This window comes from Marinobacterium iners DSM 11526 (assembly GCF_900107855.1).
Lineage (GTDB): Bacteria > Pseudomonadota > Gammaproteobacteria > Pseudomonadales > Balneatricaceae > Marinobacterium > Marinobacterium iners.
Genome location: NZ_FNRJ01000035.1, coordinates 1 through 7,167, shown reverse-complemented (window position 1 = coordinate 7,167; position 7,167 = coordinate 1). Strand labels below are relative to the sequence as shown.

Annotated in this window: 11 protein-coding genes and 1 pseudogene; 11 read left to right on the top strand and 1 reads right to left on the bottom strand. The window is 41.5% G+C overall.

The window, feature by feature from the left end; genetic code table 11:
• The 11 genes and pseudogenes from BLV48_RS19270 to BLV48_RS18375 all read left to right on the top strand — a co-directional run.
• Positions 1–294 (top strand): annotated as a pseudogene (locus BLV48_RS19270) (IS91 family transposase); the annotation flags it as partial.
• A gap of 79 nt (positions 295–373) precedes the next feature.
• Positions 374–826 (top strand): hypothetical protein, encoded by a 453-nt coding sequence (locus BLV48_RS18420; protein WP_091828241.1) that lies wholly within the window; start codon positions 374–376, stop codon positions 824–826.
• 90 nt (positions 827–916) lie between these two features.
• Positions 917–1,591 (top strand): hypothetical protein, encoded by a 675-nt coding sequence (locus tag BLV48_RS18415; protein WP_091828240.1) that lies wholly within the window; start codon positions 917–919, stop codon positions 1,589–1,591.
• A gap of 92 nt (positions 1,592–1,683) precedes the next feature.
• Complete coding sequence (locus tag BLV48_RS18410) at positions 1,684–2,124, top strand: hypothetical protein (RefSeq protein WP_091828239.1); 441 nt, start codon at positions 1,684–1,686, stop codon at positions 2,122–2,124.
• 98 nt (positions 2,125–2,222) lie between these two features.
• A complete protein-coding gene (locus BLV48_RS18405) occupies positions 2,223–2,540 on the top strand; it encodes a DUF6678 family protein (protein ID WP_309546616.1) in 318 nt (105 codons plus the stop codon).
• 106 nt (positions 2,541–2,646) lie between these two features.
• Positions 2,647–3,156 carry a ClbS/DfsB family four-helix bundle protein gene (locus BLV48_RS18400; protein ID WP_091828237.1) on the top strand — a complete coding sequence of 170 codons (510 nt, stop codon included), beginning with the start codon at positions 2,647–2,649 and terminating at the stop codon, positions 3,154–3,156.
• A 71-nt stretch (positions 3,157–3,227) separates the two neighbouring features.
• Positions 3,228–4,193 carry a hypothetical protein gene (locus BLV48_RS18395; RefSeq protein ID WP_091828236.1) on the top strand — a complete coding sequence of 322 codons (966 nt, stop codon included), beginning with the start codon at positions 3,228–3,230 and terminating at the stop codon, positions 4,191–4,193.
• A 154-nt stretch (positions 4,194–4,347) separates the two neighbouring features.
• Positions 4,348–4,650 (top strand): hypothetical protein, encoded by a 303-nt coding sequence (locus BLV48_RS18390; protein WP_091828235.1) that lies wholly within the window; start codon positions 4,348–4,350, stop codon positions 4,648–4,650.
• A complete protein-coding gene (locus BLV48_RS18385) occupies positions 4,641–5,069 on the top strand; it encodes a hypothetical protein (protein WP_139253981.1) in 429 nt (142 codons plus the stop codon). The genes BLV48_RS18390 and BLV48_RS18385 overlap by 10 nt, the downstream gene beginning before the upstream one ends.
• A gap of 137 nt (positions 5,070–5,206) precedes the next feature.
• On the top strand, positions 5,207–5,746 hold the full coding sequence (locus BLV48_RS18380) for a hypothetical protein (RefSeq protein WP_217633063.1): 540 nt from the start codon (positions 5,207–5,209) through the stop codon (positions 5,744–5,746).
• 34 nt (positions 5,747–5,780) lie between these two features.
• Positions 5,781–6,404, top strand: coding sequence for an SLATT domain-containing protein (locus BLV48_RS18375; protein ID WP_175527738.1), 624 nt, complete (start codon positions 5,781–5,783; stop codon positions 6,402–6,404).
• A gap of 424 nt (positions 6,405–6,828) precedes the next feature.
• On the opposite strand, the gene BLV48_RS18370 is transcribed toward BLV48_RS18375, so the two are convergent.
• The coding region (locus tag BLV48_RS18370) for an integrase core domain-containing protein (RefSeq protein WP_139253909.1) at positions 6,829–7,167 on the bottom strand (339 nt) is incomplete at its 5' end.

Genomic DNA, 7,167 nt, shown 5'->3' with positions numbered 1-7,167 from the left:
ACGGTGCGGTACTACGGGCTATACGCCCCGGCAGCCAGGAAGCGGCACCAACGGATGTTGGCGCAGCACGGTAATCTGGCGCGGATGAAGGTTCGAGATGCTGAGCCCATGGAGCAGGTGTTGTTGTGTTGTAAGGCCTGTGGTGCGCACGCTGAGTTGCTGAGACGACGTTGTCGCAAGGCTGTAAAAGGAATTTCCCTTATAAAGAGGGACGGTGTGTTGGTAGGGGGCGGCTATGTCCAACAAGGCGTTGAACGTGACCTTGAAAGGGGGAATATCGGTGACTCATCATGAACTCTGTGCCAGCGTATATTTTTTTGCGCTTTCAGCGGCACGTTAACTAAACGTTAGCCAATAATATTGCTGAGAACATATGATGGATATATCAACTACTCTTGCGGCAATTTCGACAGCAAAGGAGTTCGCAGCGCTGGTTATCGGACGAAAGATAGATTCTGCCGTCACTGATAAGGCAATAGAACTCCAGAATTCTATTATTGCGCTTCAAAGCGGACTACTAGAAATGCAATCTCAGATACAGACGTTAAAAAATAAAAATGATGAGCTTGAAAATAAGCTTTCAGTCGTTAGAAACTGGGAAATAGAAGAAAATGAAAACGAATTATTTAGTCCTGCTGATGGTGTTTATGTAATGGCTCCAAAGGTTGATAGCAGGTTAGTATGGTATTGTACTAATTGCTGGAAGAATAAAGAGAAATCAATTTTGCAGCGCATAGCTCAAGATTACGGTGGCACAACATACGAATGTTCAGCATGTAATAGTAAAATATATGATCATTCAGATTATGCTAGTATTGGCGTGTAAAGTAATGGCTAAGAAGGTCATGAAATTGAGCTAAAAAGCTTCGCTTTTTCGGCAATTTATAACAGTGTTAGCATACTAAAGGGGTCTAAGTTGTCTGATATAATTATTGGTCTTCTAACTGGATTGTTAACCTCTTTTTTTGTTGGACTCTTCCTCATATGGAAAGGGGATTACTTAGTTAAAAATTTGCAGAGAATTCCAATAAAATGGCGTATACGATTACTTACAAAAGTCTACTTGTCAGCATTAAATGATTATCCATTAAGGTATCTTAATTCGAAGATTTTGTCGTTATTTATCGCATTTCATCTGTTTTTTTCAGGTGCTTATGTTTTGATCACTATCATTTTATTCAAAATCGCTGGTGAAGGAAAAGATAATATCCCAGAAGAAAGTATTAAAGATATTGATCCTTCGGTGGTTTTAATAAATCCATGGGTGCCATGGATATTGTTATGCTTTACGTTGTTTGTTCTTTATTTTTCGTGGGGTGCTTTGAAAGAAACTTTTGTTGCTGTTGTTTTGCCATATGCCTATCGCGAGCTTAATAGTATTAGGGAATGTGTTAAAGTTGCAGCGTCGGCAGAAGACTTCATTAAATATGTAAATATGGAGACTCAATGTAAATCAAAAGAAGCCATACTTGAAATGATGGAATTTTCTATAAGGATACTAGGAGAAAACAGCTTAAAACTACCAACTGAAATTATTTCATCATTAACAGACAAAGATTGGTCTGGTATAAAAGCAAAACAAAAAGGCTAACAAGGCACTGAAAATCGGTCGCTTTGCTCCCTGGGACCTCAATAGCTACGCTATTTCGGCCCTTTAGTGCGGCGTTAACTGCTAAGGAAAGTATGAGCCAGAATCCCAAGTACTCAGATCATCAAGAAACGCTAATCGCATTGGTGACCCATTTAGCGATGACCGATTGGTCTGCCCGAACGGCTACAAACTTAGCCAAAGCTCTTTCTATCGACAAAAGTGAAATTGAAACTGTTCTTAGTGGTTTTAAAGGGCTATTCAGACAATCTAAAAGGAAAAGTAAAAAGACAGGTGATTATTTTTACAGCTTACAAATTCGTCATGCAAGACAATGGCTAAATGAAGTAGATGATGAAGATGAAAATGATAGAAAGCCACCACTTGAATCAGAGTATCTTACTAAACTATTAGATTTCGTTATATCTAAATCGGCTGAAGAACGGCGTAATAAAATTGCCGTGGTAGGGCCTTGGGTTACAGCTTTTGCATCACTAATAGTAGCAGGATTGGCCGTTGTATTTAAAAGCAGTTAACAAGGCGTTCAAAATCGTTCGCTGCGCTCTCTGGGACCTCCAAAGCTACGCTTTTTCGGCCCTTTAACGCGGCGTTATAGGGCATAGGGGACTCAGCATTGTACCCAGCAATGAACAACACAAAATGGCGCGAGTTGCAGCAAGCCATGTATGCCCTCGAAGAGCATAGTCCTAAGTGGCGGACAAAGTGTGTTACAAATGGATACGTATCAAATTGGGATGGTGAGTGGTTCTATCACTTCTCAGAAGGTGGCTACAAAGATATCGAGTGGGTCGAGATACAAGCTGAAAACGAAGAGCATAGAAGCGTTATTCTTTCTGAACTTCGCAAAGTTCACGTTCCCGGTGAACGTACAGCTCACGGATTCAAGATATATGGATATGTGCAGGACGGCAGCCCAGTCGAGTATCTGTAGTTCTATAACAATCCGCAGCAGTCGCTCCCGTTGGTCGCTGGGACCGCCAAAACGCTGCGCTTATTTGTCGTCCTCTGTGCGGGGCGTTAGGCAACAGGTCATCTGCATGTCAGTACCGCAAAATAAGACCGATCTTCTTTCTGCAATCCAGAAAGAACATAGAAAACTAAGCAGTGAAATTGCACTGATTCCTGCTGAATTCGTCTTGGACAAGACTATGGATGGACATGCCAAAGGCAGCAAAATGAGTCCTCATAACTTGATCTCGTATCTTGTTGGCTGGAACGAACTAGTTCTGAAATGGCACGCGAAAATTGCGTCAGGAGAAAAAGTTGACTTCCCCGAGACCGGATTCAAGTGGAATGAACTGGGGTCGCTAGCGGGAAAGTTTTACAAAGACTATGAAGGCGTTCCATTTGATAACTTGGTTGTGCGACTGAATTCCGCCAAGGATAAAATAGTTGAATTGGTGGAGAGCCATGACGACTCTGAGCTCTATGGAAAGCCATGGTATGAAAAATGGACTATGGGAAGGATGATTCAATTTAATACCTCTTCTCCATACACCAATGCCTGCGGGCGACTCAGAAAGTGGAGAAAATCTAGTCATGCCTAACAATTCATTCAAGCCGACGCCGCTTCGCGGTGCGGCTTAATTCAGGCGTTAGGCAATTCAAGGAGCAGAAATTGAGAATATTAACAATAGGCTTAGGAGTTCTAGTTGTTGCAGTCCTGTCGCTAGAAGTCATTAGCGCAGGTGGCAGCACTCCTATGGAGACAACTCTTTATGGGGTGCTCCAGTTTATATTTTCAATTGCATTCGGCTGGCTTCTATCCAAGAGAAGTTCCGAAGCATCTTTTCGGGAAGAGCAGAGGCGCTTTGCCACTTCTGCCTATCGCCGAATCAAAGAAATAGAAGCTAGTTGCACTAGGTTAAAAGATGATCTCTACAGAGGAGTTAAGAACGCGAAATCTAGTGGAGCCTCTCGTGACCTTGAAATTTCGTTAGTGCGAGCAGAAGAAGTATTAGAAACAACCGAATCATCTAAGCTTGACTGGGCTGACATAATTGGAGATGAAATATCAAAAATAGAAGAGGTGGAAAAGCTACGAAAAGAACGACTAAAGTTGACTGGTCGCAAGTCTGATAGTTTCAAGAACAATGACGTGGAATCTGATCAACAAAAACTTGCAAGCCTTGAGGAAAAACTTGAATCAATTAAGTCATCTCTACCAGACCAATTGAAACTTCTTCTCGAGCAAGAAGATTCAGAAGAAACACCAGTTTCAGAAGCCATTTCTGAACTCGAGAAATATGGCTTTATTGAACTGGATGGCTTTGGCGATACAGATATGCCATTAGATCGAGATCCAGGGGACTTGAAGCCCCAAGAAAAACTTAAAATAAAACTTATGGATCTGGGGGATCGAACAGCAACGCTAATAGCGTCTGATTTAGAAGGACGAACGGTAGGCTCATTTACGAACAAATACTCTGGAAACTACAGCGAGTTCACTATGGCTGTTTGTAGTGCAATGGAGAGTTCAACATTCGATGGAGTCGTAATGGATGTGGACGAAGAACTAATCAATGGTATGCGGCGTTACTTTATTGTTCATGCATACCCAAATGAGAAAGCTAAAGATGCCTAACAAACGGATCATGTCGCTGCCCTTTAGGGCAGCTAGGACGTCTTACCGCTGCGCGGTAATCCGCCCCATATCCTGAGCGTTAGCATTCGTAATTCGTAGTCAGCTGTATTATTTATAGTTCAAAAGTAGTATCTGGGAAAATAAGGAGATTAGAGTGTCATCTATTCATTTTGTAGAGCGTTTAGAAAATATAAAAAAAGTAGATGTAGAGCGGAATGAATGGGAATCTGGGTTTTGGGTTGTATCGAGAGAAAATGCTTTTAAGCTAATTGGTCACGATATCTATCTTCACGAATATCAAAAAGAGCCTTCGTTTCTTGGTGGGAAAATAATAGGTTTTCATATAAGAGAAGAATCAAACAAAGTGGTTTTTAGATTTAAAGAAGCTGAATCACATAAGGGTATATCAACTCCTATTGAAGGCTGGGGCAACGAACAGAAACGAGTTTGGAATTAAATGCTAACAAGGCCAAGCATCTGACGGCTTTTCCGTTGCTTGGCTTATGCGCTTGTCGCTACGCTAGCGCAACACCAACCAACTACAAAGCCGCAGCTGTTGGCGGCGTTATAGGTAGGAGGCAATCGGCAATGGACGCATACATAGGTAAGCATATACTGGTTGGATTGACGTACTTGAATAAAGATGGCAGCGTTAAAGAACAAGTTCAGCTGCATGGCAATATTATCGCCGTATCTAAAAGCACGGTTGTATTTGAACGCTCTGACAATGGTGAAGAATTTTCCATTCCATTTGACGAAAACAACCTAGACGCTGATGAAACAGACTCCGTATATGAATTAAAATCTACCGGAGAACTTGTTGAAAATGTTGATTTCATTAGCTCGTGGACTATTCGGCCTCCTCAAGATGATTAAAACCTATAACAAGGCACTGAAAATCGGTCGCTGCGCTCCCTGGGACCTCAATAGCTACGCTATTTCGGCCCTTTAGTGCGGCGTTATAACGTAGGGAAAGTATGAGAATACTCCAAAAGATAGGGATCTATTTTCTAATGCTCGTTTTTGCTGCGGTTGTTGCTGGAATCTATGGCATGTTGCACGATCAAATAAGCTATACGTTTTCAGAGGAGTACTTCACCCAGTTTAAGTTTAAACAGTTCGGTATTCCTTGGGCATATGAAAATCCACGCTTAGGAGCTGCGTATGTTGGAGCTTTAGCGACATGGTGGATGGGTATCATAGTTTTTATTTTCCTAGGGCTTTTTGGTTTCATGCTCCATTCCCCACGGCAAATGGTTTTAAGCCTAAGTAAGTCATTTCTAGTAGTAATCGGCGTGACGCTTTTAACTGGTTTTGCTGGCCTTGCATTAGGCTATTATCAAGTCAACGAAGAGACAGTATCTCAATACATGCAATGGGTAAGGCCAGGCGTAACTAATCCAATTCAGTTTGTTCGTGTAGGCTTCATGCACAATGCTAGTTATTTAGGTGGCTTAACCGGCTTGCTGTCTGGTATTGCTTACTTAGTTGTCAGCAAGCTACGTTATAACAAGTCAAGCCAGCAGGACTCGCTAACGCGCGCCTCTGCTTGAGGCGTTATGAGTAAATACGTACTAAGGATATAGCGTGAAAAAAGAAGATAGCTTTAATAACCTATACAAAAAAATGGATGCAACATCAAAAACCAGATTTAACGCATCTAGACGCTTAAGGCTCCATTCAAAGTTCTCAACATACACGGTGGTTATAATATCACTAGGTTTAATATTAATTTCACTTATGCAGGCTTATGGCCTTGGCAATAACATTGAAAGTAGTTTAGTGGGTTTTATACAGGTGTTTTCAGCAGTAGCTGTTCTGGTTTATTCATTACTTATAGATAAGAACGATTACTCTAATCTCTCAGAAAAAATGTATTCATGCGCTTCAAAACTAGGAGAGCTAAAACAAAAAGTTTACCCTCACTTAGAAAAAGAACATGATCAAAAAGAATATGACTCATTCAGAGATGAATATCATGGAGTGTTAAAACTCTATGAAACACATGCAAACAATGATTTTAGAGGTGACTATTTTCGAGCGAAGCTTGAAATGCCAGAAAATTACGAAATCAAAGGTATTGATTGGTGGGTAATGAAGGCTCAAATATATTTTCTTCATGTTCTTGACTTCATTTCATACCCAATTGTTTTGGGATCATTAGGTTGGGTGGTTTGTTGGCTTTGGTTCGGTGATGCACCCAACTCATAAAAAGCCGCAGCAATCGCTCCCGCTGGTCGCTGGGACAGCCAAAACGCTGCGCTTATTTGTCGGCCTCTGTGCTGGGTGTTACATGCTTCCAATATTAAACCTCTAGTTTTAATTAAATAAGTTTTGAATATGGATGATGAAACAATTAATAATTTGCTGACCAATGTTGATTCTTTAATAAATCACACATTTCACTTCACGTTTGATTTGACCAAGCCGGAGGGTAAAACTCATAAAGGTGTGTGCGTAAAATATACAGACCTGCAAGAACGAAGAAATGATTTCTTACGAGAGTTAAAAAATACAGTATGTAGCTGGGTTTATGGTAAAGATAAATATAATACTCTTTTTCAAAAAGAATTAGTGAAAAGAGGCTATGACTACCAAAATGCTTCATCTCATATAGATAGCCTAGCTGTGAATACTAAACACGTTGTTCACGCAGCTTCGGTATTCGAGACACCGGCGGTAGATTTCCGATACTGCCATGAGGGCGCTGTTTATTGTAGTGGTTGATCCAATCTGTCAGCGCCCATGTCCTTGATATGTCGTTTGCATAGGGCATCGCATACGCCCATTCCCGGATCATTGTCTGTATAAAACGCTCCGCCTTGCCGTTCGTTCTGGGCGTGTATGGGCGCGTGTACACATGCTTGATCCCTTCCCGTTGTAAAACTGCATTGAACCGACGGGAACGATAAGCAGGGCCGTTATCGGTCATCAGGCGTTTTACCTCCACACCTATTCCGCGGTAGGCCGCCAG

What these genes read in the sequence shown, in the direction of transcription:
- BLV48_RS18400 (WP_091828237.1), top strand. Translation starts at nt 2,647, where the DNA reads ATGTCAGTACCGCAAAATAAGACCGATCTTCTTTCTGCAATCCAGAAA.
- BLV48_RS18410 (WP_091828239.1), top strand. Translation starts at nt 1,684, where the DNA reads ATGAGCCAGAATCCCAAGTACTCAGATCATCAAGAAACGCTAATCGCA.
- BLV48_RS18380 (WP_217633063.1), top strand. Translation starts at nt 5,207, where the DNA reads ATGCTCGTTTTTGCTGCGGTTGTTGCTGGAATCTATGGCATGTTGCAC.
- BLV48_RS18420 (WP_091828241.1), top strand. Translation starts at nt 374, where the DNA reads ATGATGGATATATCAACTACTCTTGCGGCAATTTCGACAGCAAAGGAG.